General features: G+C 72.0%; 12 protein-coding genes and 3 pseudogenes. 7 read left to right on the top strand and 8 right to left on the bottom strand.

Going from position 1 to position 15,121, the window contains the following annotated elements; genetic code table 11:
- The 4 genes and pseudogenes from ACKUB9_RS29735 to ACKUB9_RS29720 form a co-directional block, all read left to right on the top strand.
- Nucleotides 1–149: pseudogene (locus tag ACKUB9_RS29735) on the top strand (carboxyl transferase domain-containing protein); the annotation flags it as partial.
- A gap of 61 nt (nt 150–210) precedes the next feature.
- Nucleotides 211–873, top strand: a pseudogene (locus ACKUB9_RS29730) (carboxyl transferase domain-containing protein); the annotation flags it as partial.
- 97 nt (nt 874–970) lie between these two features.
- Nucleotides 971–3,460, top strand: a complete 2,490-nt coding sequence (ligA, locus tag ACKUB9_RS29725) for an NAD-dependent DNA ligase LigA (RefSeq protein WP_407529581.1) — start codon at nt 971–973, stop codon at nt 3,458–3,460.
- A 32-nt stretch (nt 3,461–3,492) separates the two neighbouring features.
- Nucleotides 3,493–4,050, top strand: a pseudogene (locus ACKUB9_RS29720) (3'-5' exonuclease); the annotation flags it as partial.
- 30 nt (nt 4,051–4,080) lie between these two features.
- On the opposite strand, the gene ACKUB9_RS29715 reads toward ACKUB9_RS29720, so the two are convergent.
- From ACKUB9_RS29715 to ACKUB9_RS29705, 3 genes are all read right to left on the bottom strand, one after another.
- Nucleotides 4,081–4,464 carry a hypothetical protein gene (locus ACKUB9_RS29715; protein WP_407529585.1) on the bottom strand — a complete coding sequence of 128 codons (384 nt, stop codon included), beginning with the start codon at nt 4,462–4,464 and terminating at the stop codon, nt 4,081–4,083.
- A 75-nt stretch (nt 4,465–4,539) separates the two neighbouring features.
- A complete protein-coding gene (locus ACKUB9_RS29710) occupies nt 4,540–6,387 on the bottom strand; it encodes a methylmalonyl-CoA mutase family protein (protein WP_407529579.1) in 1,848 nt (615 codons plus the stop codon).
- A 98-nt stretch (nt 6,388–6,485) separates the two neighbouring features.
- Nucleotides 6,486–7,289: an undecaprenyl-diphosphate phosphatase gene (locus ACKUB9_RS29705; RefSeq protein ID WP_407529577.1), complete on the bottom strand. Its 804-nt coding sequence runs from the start codon at nt 7,287–7,289 to the stop codon at nt 6,486–6,488.
- 241 nt (nt 7,290–7,530) lie between these two features.
- Between ACKUB9_RS29705 and ACKUB9_RS29700 the strand changes: the two genes are divergently transcribed.
- The 3 genes from ACKUB9_RS29700 to ACKUB9_RS29690 are packed head-to-tail and all read left to right on the top strand — an operon-like array spanning nt 7,531 to nt 10,264.
- Nucleotides 7,531–8,223 (top strand): glutathione S-transferase family protein, encoded by a 693-nt coding sequence (locus tag ACKUB9_RS29700; RefSeq protein ID WP_407529575.1) that lies wholly within the window; start codon nt 7,531–7,533, stop codon nt 8,221–8,223.
- Nucleotides 8,220–9,410 (top strand): tRNA epoxyqueuosine(34) reductase QueG, encoded by a 1,191-nt coding sequence (gene queG / locus ACKUB9_RS29695; protein WP_407529582.1) that lies wholly within the window; start codon nt 8,220–8,222, stop codon nt 9,408–9,410. Before ACKUB9_RS29700 ends, queG begins: the two co-directional genes overlap by 4 nt.
- Nucleotides 9,407–10,264, top strand: a complete 858-nt coding sequence (locus tag ACKUB9_RS29690; protein ID WP_407529573.1) for an SDR family oxidoreductase — start codon at nt 9,407–9,409, stop codon at nt 10,262–10,264. Before queG ends, ACKUB9_RS29690 begins: the two co-directional genes overlap by 4 nt.
- Nucleotides 10,265–10,431: 167 nt before the next feature.
- Here ACKUB9_RS29690 and ACKUB9_RS29685 read toward each other — a convergent pair whose 3' ends face one another.
- The 5 genes from ACKUB9_RS29685 to ACKUB9_RS29665 form a co-directional block, all read right to left on the bottom strand.
- Nucleotides 10,432–11,010, bottom strand: coding sequence for an NADPH-dependent FMN reductase (locus ACKUB9_RS29685; RefSeq protein ID WP_407529571.1), 579 nt, complete (start codon nt 11,008–11,010; stop codon nt 10,432–10,434).
- 92 nt (nt 11,011–11,102) lie between these two features.
- Entirely contained in the window at nt 11,103–12,566 is a 1,464-nt protein-coding gene (locus tag ACKUB9_RS29680; RefSeq protein WP_407529569.1) for a methyl-accepting chemotaxis protein, read from the bottom strand.
- The gene (locus ACKUB9_RS29675) at nt 12,563–12,913 is read right to left on the bottom strand and encodes a hypothetical protein (protein ID WP_407529567.1); all 351 of its coding nucleotides are present in this window, start codon (nt 12,911–12,913) and stop codon (nt 12,563–12,565) included. The genes ACKUB9_RS29680 and ACKUB9_RS29675 overlap by 4 nt, the downstream gene beginning before the upstream one ends.
- 136 nt (nt 12,914–13,049) lie before the next feature.
- A complete protein-coding gene (locus ACKUB9_RS29670; protein WP_407529565.1) occupies nt 13,050–14,375 on the bottom strand; it encodes a TRAP transporter large permease in 1,326 nt (441 codons plus the stop codon).
- Entirely contained in the window at nt 14,372–14,974 is a 603-nt protein-coding gene (locus ACKUB9_RS29665; protein ID WP_407529563.1) for a TRAP transporter small permease, read from the bottom strand. Before ACKUB9_RS29665 ends, ACKUB9_RS29670 begins: the two co-directional genes overlap by 4 nt.
- Nucleotides 14,975–15,121 lie beyond the last annotated feature (147 nt).

Raw genomic sequence — 15,121 nt, 5'->3', positions numbered from 1 at the left:
CGCTGCGGCTCGACAAGAGCCTCGACACGCTGATCCCGGACAACCCGAACAAGCCCTACGACATGGGCGAGTTGATCCGGCGCGTGGTCGACGAGGGCGACTTCTTCGAGATCCAAGGGGCTTACGCCCGCAACATCATCACGGGCTTCGGCCGCATCGAGGGCCGCACGGTCGGATTCGTAGCCAACCAACCGATGGTGCTGGCCGGCNGTCGACGAGGGCGACTTCTTCGAGATCCAAGGGGCTTACGCCCGCAACATCATCACGGGCTTCGGCCGCATCGAGGGCCGCACGGTCGGATTCGTAGCCAACCAACCGATGGTGCTGGCCGGCGTCCTCGACTCGGACGCGTCGCGCAAGGCCGCGCGCTTCGTGCGCTTCTGCGACGCCTTCGGCATCCCGATCGTCACCTTCGTGGACGTGCCGGGCTTCCTGCCGGGCACCGCCCAGGAATACGGCGGGCTGATCAAGCATGGGGCGAAGCTGCTCTTCGCCTACAGCCAGGCGACGGTGCCGCTCGTCACCATCATCACCCGCAAGGCGTTCGGCGGGGCCTACGACGTCATGGCCTCCAAGCATGTCGGCGGGGACGTCAACTACGCGTGGCCCACCGCGCAGATCGCCGTGATGGGCGCCAAGGGGGCCGTCGAGATCATCTTCCGCCAGGACCTGGGCGACCCCGACAAGATCGCGGCCCGCACCGCCGAGTACGAGGAGCGCTTCATGTCGCCCTTCGTGGCGGCGGAGCGCGGCTACATCGACGAGGTGATCATGCCGCACTCGACCCGCCGCCGGGTCGCGCGGGCGCTCGCCATGCTGCGCACCAAGGAGATGGAGCAGCCCTGGAAGAAGCACGACAACATCCCACTGTGAGGCGGGGGAGGGCGGTCGCGATGCCGGCCGGCCTGTGCATTAAGGAGTCCGGCGCTAGAGTTCCGCTCCGGACCGTCCGATTCGTGCCCGAGTGATCATGGCCTCACCCGTCTCCCGCCCCTCTGCCGTCGCGGATCTGTCGGAAGAGGAGGCTAAGGCGGCGCACGCCGCCCTCTCGGCCGAGATCGCCGAGCACGACCGGCGCTACCACGGCGAGGACGCGCCGATCATCACGGACGCGGAGTACGACGCGCTCCGCCGCCGGCTCGAAGGCATCGAGGAGCGCTTTCCCGATCTCGCCGGGACCGGTGAGGCCTCCGCCAGCGTCGGCGCCAGGGCGTCCGACAAGTTCGCCAAGGTGCGCCACGCGGTGCCGATGCTCTCGCTCGGCAACGCCTTCGCGGACGAGGAGATCACCGAGTTCGTCGAGCGGGTGCGCCGCTTCCTCGGCCTGTCCGCCGCCGAGCCGCTGGCCTTCACGGCCGAGCCGAAGATCGACGGGCTCTCCCTGTCGCTGCGCTACGAGAACGGGCGCCTCGTCACCGCGGCCACGCGGGGCGACGGCGAGGTCGGCGAGGACGTGACCGCCAACGTCCGCACCATCCGGGAGATCCCGCACGACCTCGCGGGTCCGGACGTGCCGGCAATCTGCGAGGTGCGCGGCGAAGTCTACCTCTCGCACGCGGATTTCGCCGCCATCAACGCCCGGCAGGAGCAGGCGGGCAAGCCGCTCTTCGCCAACCCGCGCAACGCCGCCGCCGGCTCGCTGCGCCAGCTCGATGCGAGCATCACCGCCTCCCGGCCCCTGCGCTTCTTCGCCTACGCGGCGGGCGAGATGTCGTCCTGGCCGGCCGGGACGCAGAGCGGGCTGATCGACGCCTTCCGGCGCTTCGGCCTGCCGGTGAACCCGCGCACGCGCCGCTGCGCGGACGTCGCCGAGATGCTGGAGCATTACCGGGCGATCGAGACCGAGCGGGCGGATCTCGGCTACGACATCGACGGCGTCGTCTACAAGGTCGACGATTTCGCCCTCCAGCGCCGCCTCGGCTTCGTCGCCCGCGCGCCGCGCTGGGCGCTCGCCCACAAATTTCCCGCCCAGCGCGCCGTCACGGTGGTGGAGGGGATCGAGATCAATGTCGGGCGCACCGGCTCCCTCAACCCGCTCGCCAGGCTGCGGCCGGTGACGGTGGGCGGCGTCGTGGTGTCGAACGCGACGCTGCACAACGAGGATTACGTGCGCGGCATCGACGCGGACGGGCAGACGATCCGCAGCGGCATCAACATCTGGGACGGGTTCGACCTGCGGCGGGACATCGACCTCGCGCAGGGCTCGGACGTGCGGGTCGGCGACACCGTGGTGGTGCTGCGGGCCGGCGACGTGATCCCCAAGGTGGCCGACGTGGTGCTGGAGCGCCGGCCCGCCGACGCCGTGCCCTACCGCTTCCCCGAGACCTGCCCGGCCTGCGGCAGCCACGCGGTGCGCTCCATCAACCCGCGCACGGCCAAGCTCGACGCGGTGCGCCGCTGCACCGGCGGCCTGATCTGCCCGGCGCAGGGACAGGAGCGGCTGAAGCACTTCGTCTCGCGCAACGCCTTCGACATCGAGGGCTTCGGCGAGACCTACATCACCACCCTGTTCGAGGCCGGGCTGGTGCACCAGCCCGCCGACCTCTTCCGCCTGGAATTCGAGCCGCTGAAGGCGGCCGTGGTGGCCCGGCGTCAGGCCCTGTCGGCGGAGCGCGCGGCCGCCGCCGGCAAGGCCGTGGAGCCCAAGAAGGCCAAGCCCAAGAAGGACGAGGAGGACAAGGCGATCCACAACCTGCTGGCCGCCGTCGAGGCGCGCCGGGCCATTCCCCTCAATCGGTTCATCTTCGCCCTCGGCATCGAGCAGGTGGGCGAGGCGACCGCCAAGGCGCTCGCCAAGCACTACGCCGACATGCCCGCCCTGATGGAGGGCGTGCGGACCGCCGCGGCCTGCCAGCCGGGTCCCGATTGGGTGGCTCTCGCGAGCCTGCCGCGGGTCGGCCCGACGACCCGCGACCGCCTGCTCGCCGCCGTCGAGGCCGGGGAGGCCGATCTCCTGGCCTACGGCACCGTGGCGCGGCTCACCACCGCCCAGAAGGAGGCGCTGCTCGACGCCTACGGCGACCCGGCGGGGGTGCGGGCGGCGGTGGAGCGCGCGAGCGGGCAGCAGCCCGGCGACGCCTACCGGCACCTCGCCGACGACAGCGAGATCGGCGCGGTGACGACCGCGTCGCTGATCCAGTTCTTCTCGGAGGAGCACAACGTCGCGGCCGTCGAGGCGCTGCTGGCCGAGGTGAGGACCGAGCGCGCGGCGGCGCCCGCCGCGGCGGCCGTGTTCAACGGCCAGACGGTGGTGTTCACCGGCTCGCTGGAGCGCATGACGCGTAGCGAGGCCAAGGCCACGGCGGAGCGGCTCGGCGCGAAGGTCTCCGGGTCGGTCTCGGCCAAGACCGACCTCGTGGTGGCGGGGCCCGGCGCCGGCTCGAAGCTGAAGGATGCCGAGAAGCACGGCGTGCGGGTGATCAGCGAGGATGAATGGCTGGCGATGGTGGAGGCCGCCTGAAAACCGGCTCAATCCTCCGTCACGGGCGGCCGATGCGAACACCGGCCCGAACCCTCGCCATCGATTTCGAGACGGCGAACGAACGCCGCGACAGCCCCTGCGCGGTGGGCCTCGCCTGGATCGAGGACGGCCGGGTGGTGCGCCGCGCCGCGCGGCTGATCCGCCCGGCCGAGCTGCGCTTCTCGCCCTTCAACATCGCGGTGCACGGCATCCGGCCCCGCGACGTCGCCGACGCGCCGCACTTCCCCGAGGCGATGGCGGAGTTCCTGCCCGACCTGCCCGGGGCGCTGGTGCTCGCCCATAACGCGAGCTTCGACGTGGGCGTGCTCGCCGCGACGCTGCAGGCCTACGGCCTGCCGGTGCCGGCCTTCACCTCGCTCTGCACGGTGCAGCTTGCACGGCGGCAATGGCCGGGGCAGGGGCGCTATCGGCTCTCGGCGGTCGCCGAGCGCCTCGGCATCGCCTTCCGCCACCACGACGCGGGCGAGGACGCCTTCGCCTGCGCCGAGATCGCGCTCGCGGCCCTGCGCGAGACGGGCGCCCCCGATCTCACGACCCTCGCGGCGACGATGCGCCTCGCCCGTGCCCGCTTCGGCCCGGCCGCGGACGCCGCCTGAGGCTCAGCCCCGCTTCTCGGCGTTCCAGCGGCCGCCGCACTGGGTCGAGCCGGAGGTGGTCCAAGTGCCGTTGCCGTAGCCCTGCTGGGACAGTCGCCCGACCACCTGCGCGCTCGCGTCGCCGCGGCTGATCGCGCCGCGCACGGCGCCGTTCGGCTGGACGCGGCCGGTGACGGTGAAATCCGTGCCGCCAGCGTAGCGCGCCTGCCCGTTCTGGATCACGATGCCGTACCGGTAAGCCCGGTCGCAGCTTCCCCGCTCGGTGATGACCTCGACGCTCCAGTTGCCGTCGAACCGGGCCACCGACTGGCCGGCACGCTGGGCCGCGAAGGCCGGCTGCGCCGCAGCCGCCAGGATGATCGCGCCCGCGAGGGCGGACCGCATCAGCACCATCAATGGGAACTCCCCTTGCTCAAACCCCGGGCGATGAACGCCCGAGCTTGCCGGGAGTTGCCCCGGCGCTCACGCGGCGTTCGATTGGGCCAGTTCCTGTGCTTCCGCCAGGAGACGCAGGAGGTCGCAGCCGGCATAGAGGTCGCGGCTGACGCCCGCTTCCCGCAGGGCGGCTTCGAGCTCGCCGGGCCGGCCCGCGAGGTAGACGGTGCGGGCCCCGGCCGCCCGCAGGGCCTGCGCCGCCGCGACCGCCTGCTCGGCATAGATCGCGTCCGACGAGCACAGGCAGGCGAGCGGCGTGCCGGCGGCGCGAAAGGCCTCCGCCATGGCGGCGTGGTCCGGGAAGCCGTCGTTGGTCACCGGCTCGATCCCGCCGGCCTCGAAGGCGTTGCGGGCGAAGGTGGCGCGGGTGTTGAAGGCGGCGATCGGCCCGAGATTGGCCAGGAAGACCCGCGGGCGGGCGCCGGTGCGCTCCAGGAATGCGTCGGAGGCGTCGCGCAGGCGCTCGAAGGGCTCGGCGAAGCGCCGCGAGGGCAGGGCGCCCTCGGGCAGAGGGGCGGGCTCCGGCGCCGGTGCGAGGACCGTCACCGGGGCCTCGGCGAGGTGCGGGAATTCGCTGGTGCCGGTGATGGGCTGGCGGCGCGTGGCGAGGTCGCGGTCGCGCCCCTCGCGGATGGCGTCGAGACGCCCGGCGAGCGCCCCGGAGGTCAGGCTCGCGACGATCCCGCCCTCGTGCTCGATGGCCTGGAACTGCGCCCAGGCCTGCGCGCAGAGATCCGCCGTCAGCGCCTCGAACCCGCCCGCGCCGGCGGCGGGATCGACCACCCGCCAGAGGTTCGACTCTTCCAGGAGCACGACCTGGGTGTTGCGGGCGCAGCGCCGCGCGAAGGCATCGGGCAGACCGAGCGCCGCCGTGAAGGGCAGCACCGTCACGGCGTCGGCGCCGCCCAGGCCCGCCGAGAAGGCCGCGGTGGTGGCGCGCAGGAGGTTCACCCACGGATCGCGCCGCGTGGTGGTGCGCCACGCCGTCTCGGCGTGCAGGCGGATCGGCCGGGGCGGCAGGCCGCAGGCCTCCTCGACCCGTGCCCAGAGGCGGCGCAGCGCCCGCATCTTCGCCACGGTCAGGAACTCGTCGGCATCCGCCACGAGCAGGAAGCCGATCGACGCGCTGGCCTGCTCCAGGGCGTGGCCGCCCGCTTCGAGCGCGCGCAGCGTCGCCAGCGCACTCGCCAGCACCGCCGCGAGTTCGCCCGCCTCGGTGGCGCCGGCCTCGTGGAAGGGCCGCCCGTCCGCCAGGAAGGCGCGGCCCGCGAAGCCCGCGGCCTCCAGCTCGGACAGGGTCGCGGAGAGGCGCTCTTCCGTCTCGCTCCAGGGAGCGGGCAGGCGGCCCGACGTCGCCAGCACGCCGACCGGATCGATGCCGAGGTCGAGATCGAGCTCTGCCAGGGCATCGCCCCGCGACCGGGCCAGCGCCACGAGGGCGGTCGCGGCCTCGAAGCCGCGCGGGCCGGCATCGAGCCGCACCCCGATCAGCGGCAGCATCACCCCGGCGAGCGCCGCCTCCAGCGCCTCCGGCCCGGGCAGACCGAAGCCGCGGGCAGAGGGCGCCCCCGCCAGCACCAGCGCCAGTGCGTCGGCTCCGCCATCGAGGTCGGCGAGCGCGAGCGCATTCGCCTCGGCGGGATCGGGATGGTCGACCCGCTGGCAGATCAGCCAGGGAGCGGGCTGCCCGTCGCCGCGCAGGGGCTGCGCGGCGGGTTCCGCGGCCCCGTAGAGGGCGTCGATCCGGATGCCGTCGCGGGTGCGGTGGACGAGGCGCTTCTCGTAGTCGGCGCCCTTGAGCACGCCGTCGACGAGGGCGCGCCACTGCTCGCGGGTGGCGGCGGGAAACACGGCGGCGAGCGGGAGATCGTCCATGACGGGTCCTTCGCGGAGCGGATCTTCCTGCACCGAACGGGATTCCGGCGCCACCCGTCAATGGTCGAGCCCGCCCGAGGCCTGTCCCCCCTTCCGGCTCAGCCGAACACGATCAGGCCCGCGAAGCCCGCCGCCCCCACGATGATGCGCCACCACGCGAAGAGGCCGAAGCCGTGGCGCGAGACGTAGGTCAGGAGCGTGCGCACCACGAACAGGGCGGCGAAGAACGCCACCACGAACCCGATCACGATCAGCCCGACATCGTCGCGCGAGAGGTTCTTGTAGTTGTCGAGCAGGTCCTTGGCGAAGGCGCCCGCCATGGTGGGCATGGCGAGGTAGAACGAGAACTCCGTCGCCGCCCGCTTGCTCGCCCCCATCAGCATCGCGCCCACGATGGTGGCGCCCGAGCGCGACACCCCCGGCACCATCGCGAGGCACTGGAACAGGCCGATCTTCAGCGCCATCGGCAGCGAGAAATCGTGCACGTCGTCGTATTTTTCGGGAAGCTCAGTCTCGTCGATGACGAGCAGCACGAGGCCGCCCGCCACCAGCGTCGAGCAGATGATCCAGGGGTTGAACAGGTAGAACTTGATCGCCTTCGAGAAGAGGCCGCCGATCAGCGCCGCCGGCAGGAAGGCGATCAGCACCGCCAGGATGAACCGGCGGGCGTTCGGGTCGGAGGGCGCGCGCCGCGCGAGGTCGATGAGCCGACCGAAATAGACCCCGACGATGGCCAGGATGGCGCCGAGCTGGATCAGCACCTCGAAGGTGTTGTTCGGCGAGTGGAAGTCGATGAAGTGCCCGAGCAGGAGCTGGTGCCCGGTCGAGGAGACCGGAATGAACTCCGTGGCGCCCTCCACGAGGGCGAGGGCCACGGCCTTGGCGACGCTCACCGGATCCATCAGCGCAGGCCCCCGCCCGCGCCGCCACGCTTCGACGCTGTCATGATCGCTCGCTCTCGTCGGTGGCCGGATCGGGCCGGGATGGGTTCGCGCGGCGGCCCCACCACCGGCCGCGGTTGCAGGTCGGTTATCAGGGTCGGCCGCGCGTGTTAAGGATGAAGCAACATCGTAGCATCAATGGTGACCGGCCCTTAACCCTTCAGGGCTCAGATCCGGCGCATTCCTCGCCCGCACGGCCCGCATGGCGACGCTTCATCACTCCCCCTTCTGCCCGCATTCGCGGTTCATCCGCCTGGTCCTCGCCGAGATGGGCATGGAGCCGACCCTCGTGGAGGAACGCCCCTGGGAGCGCCGGGACGAGTTCCTGATGCTCAACCCCGCGGGCACGACGCCGGTGCTGATCGAGGCCGGCGGCCTCGTGGTGCCGGGCGCGGGCGCGATCGCCGAGTATCTCGACGAGACCCGCGGGCTCGGCCTCTCGGGCCGGCGCCTGTTGCCGGAATCGCCCGCCGCCCGGGTGGAGGTGCGCCGCCTGCTCGACTGGTTCCTGTCCAAGTTCGACCAAGAGGTGACCGGCTACCTCGTCACCGAGAAGATCCACAAGCGGTTCATGACCTCGACCCTCGGCGGCGGCCCGCCCGACATGAACGCGATCCGCGCCGCGCGCACCAACGTGCGCTACCACCTGAAATACGTCGACTACCTCATCGCCCGGCGCAAATGGCTGGCCGGCGACCATCTGACCTATGCGGATCTGGCGGCGGCGGCCCATCTCTCCTGCGTGGATTATCTCGGCGACGTGCCATGGGACGAGGAGGAGATGGCGCGGAACTGGTACGCGCGGATGAAGTCCCGCCCGTCCTTCCGCAGCCTGCTCGCCGACCGGGTGCCCGGGATGGCGCCGGCGGATCACTACGCGGATCTCGACTTCTGACGGGAGACGGGGCCGCCCTGCGCCGCCGGCTGGAGGAGCGGGCGCGCGCGCTCGGCTTCGACGCGCTGGCGGTGACGCATCCGGGGGCGGTGCCGGGCCTGCCCGAGCGCCTGCGCGCGTGGCTCGCCGCCGGCCACCATGCCGGCATGGGCTGGATGGAGGACCGCACGGCCGAGCGGGCCGACCCCGCCGCCCTGTGGCCCGCGGTGCGCAGCATCGTCATGCTCGGCGTGAATTACGGCCCCGACGAGGATCCGCTCGCGGCGCTGGCCAAGCCGGAGCGGGGCGCGCTCGCCCTCTACGCCCGGCGGCGCGACTACCACGACGTCATCAAGGGCAAGCTGAAGGATCTGGCCGGGGTGCTCGCCCGGGAGGGGAGCGCCCTCAAGGTGTTCGTGGACACCGCGCCGGTGATGGAGAAACCGCTCGCCGCCGCGGCCGGGCTCGGCTGGCAGGGCAAGAACACGCTGCTGGTCTCCCGCCGCTTCGGCAACTGGCTCCTGCTCGGCGCGATCTACACCGAGGCCGACCTGCCGGCCGACGCGCCGGCCGCGGATTCCTGCGGCTCCTGCCGCCGCTGCCTCGATGCCTGCCCGACCGACGCCTTCCCGGCCCCCTACCGGCTCGATGCGGGCCGGTGCCTCGCCTACCTCACCATCGAGCATGCCGGCCCGATCGCCCCGGAATTCCGTGCCCCGATGGGCAACCGGGTCTTCGGCTGCGACGATTGCCTCGCGGTCTGCCCCTGGAACAAGTTCGCGCGCGAGGCCCGCGAGGCGCGGCTCGCCGCCCGCGAGGACCTGGCGGCGCCACCCCTGCGCGAGCTTGCCCGGCTCGACGACGCGGCCTTCCGGGCGCGCTTCGCCGGCACGCCGGTCAAGCGCACGGGGCGCGACCGCTTCCTGCGCAACGTGCTGATCGCGATCGGCAATTCGGGCGAGCGCGCGCTCGCCGCCGAGGCGGTGCGCCTCCTCGACGATCCCGCGCCCCTGGTGCGGGGCATGGCCGTCTGGGCGCTCGCGCGCCTCGCGCCCGAGGCCCTGCCGCCCGGACCGCCGCCCGGCGAAGAGGATCCGCACGTCCTCGACGAGTGGCGTCACGTCCGCGACAAGGACGGGGAGGGGGCTGACCCCTCGGCAGGGCAGCATCGCGCCCCGGCGCGGTCCGGTGCAGGGCATTCGGCATGAATCTGTTCGTCTTCGGCCTCGGCTACACGGCGCGGCACTTCGTGGAGCGGGAGCGTGGCCGCTTCGAGCGGATCGCCGCGACCGCGCAGACCCTCGACCGGACGCCCGCCCCGCCCGACGGCGTGGCCCTGCGGGTTCTTTCGCCCGAGCGCGCCGATCCGCGCATCGCCGAGGATCTGGCGGCGAGCGACGCGATCCTGGTCTCGATCCCGCCCGACGACGGGGATCCGGCGCTCAAGGCCTTCGCGGAGGCGATTGCCGCGAGCCCGGCGCGCTGGATCGGCTATCTCTCCACCATCGGCGTCTACGGGGACCAGGGCGGTGCCTGGATCGACGAGACCACCCCGCCGGCCCCGACCCATGCGCGCACCCGCGACCGCGTGGCGGCGGAGACCGCGTGGCTCGATCTCGGCGCCCGAACGGGCAAGGCCGTTCAGGTCTTCCGGCTGTCGGGGATCTACGGGCCGGGACGGAACGCCTTCGTGAAGCTGCGGGAGGGGCGGGCGCAGCGCATCATCAAGTCCGGGCAGGTGTTCAACCGCATCCACGTGGAGGACATCGCGCAGGCGCTCGCGGCCTCGCTCGACCGGCCGCGACCCGGCGCGGTCTACAACGTCACGGACGACGAGCCCGCGCCGCCCCAGGACGTCACCGCCCTCGCGGCCGAGATCGCCGGCCTGCCGCTGCCGCCCGCCGTCGATTTCGAGACCGCTTCCTTAAGCCCGATGGCGCGCAGCTTCTACGGCGAGAACAAGCGGGTGCGAAACCGCCTGCTCACCGAGGAACTGGGCGTGCGCCTGCGCTACCCGACCTACCGGGAGGGCCTGCGGGCGCTCGCGGGCGAGGCGGGATAGGAGTCGCGGGATGAGCGCTCATATCACCCGATCAAGAATTCAGCGTGGGCAGCATAGGAACCCTTCTCCCGCACGGGAGAGGGGTTCCCGCGCCTGTTCTCAAAGCCGACCGCGTTCCCCGCGCCGGATGCTTGATCGAGCGTGACCGAAGCCTCGCGGGCGTTCGGTCAGTACGGCGTACCCGCCCGCCGCCGGTCCCGCAGCGCCTCGGCGTACCACGCCAGTTCGTCGAGGAAGCGGCCCGCGCTCTTGTCGAGCCAGGGCTGCTGCGGCGTGCCCGCCTCGTCCAGCGTGCGGTGCACCTCCGGGATCGGCAGCAGGGAGGGGATGCTGGGCGTGCCGAGTTCCGCCAGCATGGCGCGCAGCTGCATCGCGGCCCGCACCCCGCCGTAGCGCCCGGCCGAGTAGCAGACGATGGCGGAGGGCCGCCAAAAGTACTCTTCGAGGAAGTGGTCGAGGGTGTTCGACAGGGCCGGCGGGATGCTGTGGTTGTACTCCGCCGACACGATCACGAAGGCATCGGCCCGGCGCAGCGTGGTGGCGAGGTCTTCCAGCACCGCGGGCGCCTCGCCCTTGGGGTACTCCTTGTACATGCGGTCGAGGAGCGGCAGGCCGAGTTCGGCGGGATCGACGAGCGGCACCTCGTGGCCGCGCGCTTCGAGGGCCCTGATGACGTAGCGGGCAGCCCGCAGCCCGTTGCGGTCGCGGCGCACGGAGCCGAGGATGACCGGAACCACGAGCGGCATGGATCGTCTCCGGAGAACGGTGAGGCCCCGGAGAGGGTAGGGCACGGCCCGCCCGCGGCCATGTCCCGTCCCATGCTCCGTCCCATCTCCCGTCAGCCCGCCCGCACGGTGGCGACGAAGCGCTCCACCTCGGCGTCGAGATGCTCGGCTTGGCGCGAGAGCGCGGAGGCCGAGGAGAGCAGGCGTCCGGCCGCGTCGCCGGTGCCGCCCGCCGCGCCCGCGATGCCGCCGATCATCGCCGTCACCGTGTCGGACCCGCTGGCGGCGTGGTCGACGGTGCGGACGATCTCCTGCGTGGCGGCGCCCTGCTCCTCGACGGCGGCGGCGATCACCGTCGCGACCCCGTTGATCTCGCGGATGCGCCCGCTGATCGCCGCGATCGCCGCGACGGCCTGTCCGGTCGCGCCCTGGATGCGCGCGATCTGACTCGAGATCTCGTCGGTGGCCTTGGCGGTCTGGCCGGCCAGGTCCTTGACCTCGGCGGCGACGACCGCGAAGCCGCGGCCTGCCTCGCCGGCCCGCGCCGCCTCGATCGTCGCGTTAAGCGCCAGAAGGTTCGTCTGGCTCGCGATGGACGAGATCAGCCCGACCACGTCGCCGATCCGGGTGGCCGCCTCGCTCAGGTCGCGCACCAGCGTGCCGGTGCGGTCCGCCTCCGCCACCGCGGCCTGGGCCAGGTCGGACGAGCCCGAGACCTGCCGGCTGATCGCCTCGACCGAGGCACCGAGCTGCGCGGCCGCTGCGGCGGCCAAGCCGATGGTGCCGGAGGTGTCCTGCGCGCCGCTCGCCACCGCGGCGGATTGCTCGGCCGTGCGCTGGGCGGTGGCCGACATCTCCTGCGCGGTGGCCTGCAGGCCGGCCGCGGCGGCCGAGACCGTGCTCACCACCCCGCCGATGGTCGCTTCGAACGCGTCGGCCAGCTGCAGCGTGGCGGCGCGGCGGGCCGCCTCGGCGCCGTCGCGGATCCCGGCCGCCTCCCGTTCGAGGCGCGTCAGCTGCTCCATCTGCGCCCGCGCCGCCTGTTCGGAGGCCGTGAGGACCGCGAAGGCGCCCTCCAGCGTGCGGCAGATCCAGATCAGGACACCGGTCTCGATGGCGACGATCCCCGCATGCAGCAGCACGCGCTCGATGGTGCCGGTTGCGCCGCCGGGAAACACCAGCGCGGGCATCGCCACGTCGAACGCGAGATGATGCACGGCCGTCACGGCTGCGCCGACGAGGATCACCCGCCAGTCGCACCACCCCACCAGCACCGCGAGACAGGCGAAGAAGTACATGTGCAGGTCGATCTGCCACGGGTGGCCGGCCGAGGCCGCCAGCAGCACCGCGGCCATGCCGACCAGGGCGGCGGCGCTCACGAAGCGGGCGGGACCGCCGATCGGGTCGCGCCACCCCATCGCGGTCGCGGTTCCCGCCAGCAGCACGGCGGCCAGGGTCGGTCCGAGGACCGACGTCCCGAGCAGGAATCCGGCGGCGGCCGCGACCGGAACGTGCGCCCACAGCAGCACGGTGAGGATGCGGGCGAAGGTGCGGCGGAAGTCGTCGAGATTGGTCATGACGCAGGAAGTCCTTCCGTGGGCGCGCGCGGCCGTGGGGGAGGCTCGCAGCCTCCGGCCAGAATGGGGTCGAGGACGAGCCACGCGCCGGCGGCGTAGAGCCGGAGCGTGAAACCGGGAGCATCCGACCGGGCGACGAGCAGGTTGCCGGCCGCGCCCGCGCGCAGGATGGCGCCGCCCGCCTGCGCGACGATGCGGGCGGTGCGGCCGGCGTCGCCCCGTGGGCCGAGGACCGCCACGACGGGCCCGCCCGGCATCGCCGCGAGGCCCAGCGGCACCGCGAAGGCCAAGCCGATTCCCATCGTTCCCCAGATGGCGCCCCACCGGCGCCCGCGCTCACGATCCATCACGCAAGATCGGCCCGGTTTCCAGAACGGGACCGATCATGATCGACGGATGCTGACGAAGGGTAAAGGCCGGCCTATACGATCGACATCGCATCGACGCCGATCGCGGGCGGCGGCGCGCCGCCCGCGATCGGCCTCACATCATCCCGAGCGTGCGCGGCAGCCAGAGCGAGATCGCCGGCACGTAGGTGACGAGCACGAGGAAGATCAGCATCGTCAGGAGCCAGGGCCAGACCGCGATGGTGAGTTCGGTGATGCCCATCTTGGTGATGCCGGAGGCCACGTAGAGGTTCAGCCCCACCGGGGGGTGGCACATGCCGACCTCCATGTTGACCACGATCAGGATGCCGAAATGCACCGGATCGATGCCGAGCTTGGCGGCGATCGGAAACAGGATCGGCGCCATGATCAGCACGATGGAGGAGGGCTCCATCACGTTGCCGGCCACGAGCAGCAGCAGGTTGACGATGAGCAGGAAGACGACCCAGCCGAGGCCCGCGTCGATGATCCAGCCCGCCATCGCCTGCGGGATCTGCTCGCTCGTCATCAGGAACGAGAACAGCACCGCGTTGGTGATGATGTAGAGCAGCATCGCGCTCATGTTGGCGGAGTCGAGCAGGACCCGCGGCACGTCGCGCCACGTCAGGTCGCGGTAGACGAACAGCGCGATCACGAAGGCGTAGACGGCGCTCACCGCCGCGGCCTCGGTGGGCGTGAAGGCGCCGGAGTAGATGCCCCCGAGTACCAGCACGATCAGCAGCAGGCCCCAGAGCGACTTGCGAAAGGCCACCCAGCGCTCGGCCCACGAGGCCCGGGGCATGCGCGGGTAATCGTACTTGCGGGCGCGGTACCACGTGGTGAAGCCGAGCGCGGTCGCGAGCATCAGGCCCGGCACGACGCCCGCCACGAACAGCGTCGAGATCGAGGCCGAGGAGACCCGGTTGCCCTCCGGCCCGAACACCACGGCGCCGCTCGTCGCCACCGAGTAGATCACCATCACGATCGAGGGCGGGATCAGGATGCCGAGGGCGCCCGAGGTGGTGATGACGCCCGCGCCGAAGCGCTTGGGGAAGCCCTGCGCCACCATCGCCGGCAGGATGATCGAGCCGATGGCCACCACGGTGGCCGGGCTCGACCCCGAGATGGCCGCGAACAGCGCACAGGCCATCACGCCCGCCAGCCCCAGACCGCCGTACCAGTGGCCGACCATCGAGGTCGCGAAGTTGATCATCCGGCGGGCGACGCCGCCGTGGGTGAGGAAGTTGCCCGACAGGATGAAGAACGGGATCGCCATGATCTCGAAGTTCTCGATCCCGGTGAACAGCTTGAGCGCCACCGCCTCGATCGGCACGCTCGTCATCACGAACAGGAAGGTGAGCACCGACAGGCCGAGCGCGATCGAGATCGGCATGCCGGTGAGCATGAGGGCGATGAGGAGCCCGAAGATGATCGCGGCGTTCATCGCCCGGCCTCCCGTCCGATCGTGCCATCCGCGGCGAGGTCGCGCGCCGCCTGCGGGCTCTCCACCACGCCCTCGACGTGGCCGTGGTCGTGGTGCGGGAGTTCCCCGGTGCGCCAGAAACTCCAGGCGACCTGCAGGAAGCGGAAGCACATCAGGTAGGAGCCGAGCGGGATCGCCAGGTAGACGATCCAGCTCGGGATCTCGAGGTCGGGCGAGGTCTGGTCGGTGTCGACGAGCCCGAGCACGAACTTGGCGCCCATCGTGCCGACGATCGCCGTGAACAGGGCGCCGCAGAGGAGCCCGAACAGGACCACCTTCCGGCGGATCTCCGGCCGCAGCTGGTTGACCACCACGTCGACCCCGACGTGGATGCCGGTGCGCACCCCGTAGGCGGCGCCGAACTTCGCCATCCACACGAACATGTAGATGCAGAGCTCCTGCGCCCACGAGAGGTGGATGGCGGAGGTGATCGGGAAGAGGATGTCGATGCCCGACGCGTAGCGGTGGACGACGGCGACGAAGATGAGCAGCGTCGCCGCGGCCATCAGGCTCGCGATCAGGATCTCCTCCAGGCGGTCGAGGACGCGCAGCAGGATCATTGCGGGGGGTTACCTGATTGGGAACTTGAGCGCGGGCAGCATCCCCTCTCCCGGATGGGAGAGGGGCAGGGGATCGAAGATCCCGCGTGAGGGTCCAGGTGGCGCCGCAGTGAGACACGGAGCGTGGTGAGGGGAGCGGGACGCTTC

The sequence above is a fragment of the Methylobacterium oryzisoli genome (assembly GCF_046557895.1).
In the GTDB taxonomy this organism is placed as follows: domain Bacteria; phylum Pseudomonadota; class Alphaproteobacteria; order Rhizobiales; family Beijerinckiaceae; genus Methylobacterium; species Methylobacterium oryzisoli.
Note: the sequence above shows the minus strand (reverse complement) of the source record. Positions and strands in the feature narration are given on the sequence as shown.

Coding starts and splice junctions, on each gene's coding strand:
- ligA (WP_407529581.1), top strand. CDS start 971: ATGGCCTCACCCGTCTCCCGCCCCTCTGCCGTCGCGGATCTGTCGGAA.
- ACKUB9_RS29710 (WP_407529579.1), bottom strand. CDS start 6,387: ATGGACGATCTCCCGCTCGCCGCCGTGTTTCCCGCCGCCACCCGCGAG.
- ACKUB9_RS29705 (WP_407529577.1), bottom strand. CDS start 7,289: ATGGATCCGGTGAGCGTCGCCAAGGCCGTGGCCCTCGCCCTCGTGGAG.
- ACKUB9_RS29700 (WP_407529575.1), top strand. CDS start 7,531: ATGGCGACGCTTCATCACTCCCCCTTCTGCCCGCATTCGCGGTTCATC.
- ACKUB9_RS29690 (WP_407529573.1), top strand. CDS start 9,407: ATGAATCTGTTCGTCTTCGGCCTCGGCTACACGGCGCGGCACTTCGTG.
- ACKUB9_RS29685 (WP_407529571.1), bottom strand. CDS start 11,010: ATGCCGCTCGTGGTTCCGGTCATCCTCGGCTCCGTGCGCCGCGACCGC.
- ACKUB9_RS29680 (WP_407529569.1), bottom strand. CDS start 12,566: ATGACCAATCTCGACGACTTCCGCCGCACCTTCGCCCGCATCCTCACC.
- ACKUB9_RS29675 (WP_407529567.1), bottom strand. CDS start 12,913: ATGGATCGTGAGCGCGGGCGCCGGTGGGGCGCCATCTGGGGAACGATG.
- ACKUB9_RS29670 (WP_407529565.1), bottom strand. CDS start 14,375: ATGAACGCCGCGATCATCTTCGGGCTCCTCATCGCCCTCATGCTCACC.
- ACKUB9_RS29665 (WP_407529563.1), bottom strand. CDS start 14,974: ATGATCCTGCTGCGCGTCCTCGACCGCCTGGAGGAGATCCTGATCGCG.